The sequence below is a fragment of the Bradyrhizobium sp. SZCCHNRI3043 genome (assembly GCF_032377735.1).
In the GTDB taxonomy this organism is placed as follows: domain Bacteria; phylum Pseudomonadota; class Alphaproteobacteria; order Rhizobiales; family Xanthobacteraceae; genus Bradyrhizobium.
The window spans coordinates 1-1,610 of sequence record NZ_JAUHID010000040.1; the positions used below are offsets into that span (position 1 = coordinate 1).

At 63.0% G+C, this 1,610-nt stretch carries 1 protein-coding gene and 1 pseudogene; one reads left to right on the top strand and one right to left on the bottom strand.

The features are described from left to right. Positions 1-246: 246 nt before the first annotated feature. A complete protein-coding gene (flbT, locus tag QX124_RS31795; RefSeq protein ID WP_315715996.1) occupies positions 247-672 on the bottom strand; it encodes a flagellar biosynthesis repressor FlbT in 426 nt (141 codons plus the stop codon). Positions 673-1,059: 387 nt separating this feature from the next. On the opposite strand from flbT, the pseudogene QX124_RS31800 reads away from it, so the two are divergent. Continuing rightward, positions 1,060-1,610, top strand: a pseudogene (locus QX124_RS31800) (flagellar protein); the annotation flags it as partial.

Below are 1,610 nucleotides of genomic sequence, written 5' to 3' on the forward strand. Positions count from 1 at the left end.
AGTCGATCGCGGTGTCCGCGCTGTCGCTCGCCAACCAGTCGCAGGCGAGCGTGCTGCAGCTGCTGCGCTGATCCGCAAGCATCGCATCTCGACGACCAGGGCGGCGGGGGAAACCCCGCCGCCTTTTTATCGGAGGATAAGGTCCGACATTGCTGCGGCGTAGCTTGGCGATCGCGCAAAAAATCGAAAGGCCCGGCCTCGCGACCGGCGAGCCGGGCCTTCGATGTCGGGTGAGGAGGCGAAAGCTCAGGCCGCCGAGCTCACCGGCTTGTCCTGCTGTTCGGCTTCAGCCTGCTCGATCAGCTTCTTCTCATAGGCGACGAGCTTCTTGGCTTCCTTCAGCGCCTGGTAGAGATCGCCGTTGAGGATATGGCCGTTGATCGCCTCGATGATCGGCCAGGCGCTCGGCACCGTCGTGATGATGTCGCGCAGCAGGTTGAAATAGGTGCCGTGATCCGCGTCTGCCCCCGGCGAGATGTACATCAGCTGGACCGCAAGATAGACGAGCTTGGCCGGCGTGTCGGCCGTCTCCGGCGTCAGGATGTCCTTCTCGCGCAGGATCGGAATGTTCTCGCCGTCGATCAGGAGACGCGCGCGCTGGTCGGTGTTGGTGATCACGCAGGAGCCGATGATGATGCGCTCATGCGGCTTCAGTTCGACTTTCAGGGCCATTCTCATTCTCCGTTGCCGCATCGGCGTGGCGCCGAACCTGCTGCGTCGAGGCCGATGACCGGTCCAGCTGCCAGTCTAGATCGCGCGGGGAGTCTGCGCGCTCGATCGGTCGGCGCGCAGCAATCCTTTCCGATCATGGTTAACGGACGGTAAACGGCCGCGCACGCCCGGCGAATATGCGGTGTTTTCAAGGTGATCCGCGGCGAATCGCCGATGCGCGGCCGTGCCGATGCCGCGCATCGGGGACCGCGAGCGGTCGTGACTTCACTGTTTGTTAGCCGCTCGCATTTACCTTAACGCCCGTCGCCCGGTGGTGCAGTCACCGACGGGCTTCGCCTTGATCCTGAATGGATCGGGCAGTTTGTTTCACACCAGAAGGGTATGAAAATGTCAGGTATTGTTCTCTCGGCGTCGGTGCGTCAGAATCTGCTCTCGCTTCAGTCGACGGCTCAGCTCCTCGCCACCACCCAGAACAATCTCTCCACGGGCAAGAAGGTCAACTCGGCGCTCGACAATCCGACCAACTTCTTCACCGCCCAGGGTCTCGACAACCGCGCTTCCGACATCTCCAATCTGCTCGACGGCATCGGCAATGGCGTGCAGGTGCTGCAGGCCGCCAACACCGGCATCACCTCGTTGCAGAAGCTCGTCGACAGCGCCAAGTCGATCGCCAACCAGGTGCTGCAGAGCTCCGTGGGCTATTCCACCAAGTCCAGCGTCACCTCGGCGGCTCTGACCGGCGCGACCGCCACCGACCTGCTCGGCTCCAGCTCGACAGCTGTGACCGGCTCGGTCGTGAACAACGACAATACCTCGAGCGCGGTGGCGATCACCGGCTCGACCAAGCTGTCGGGTACGGCAGGCACCGCGTCGAACAACCTCGCCACCGGCATCACCTCCGGTGAGACGCTGGTCGTCAACGGCACCACCTTCACCTT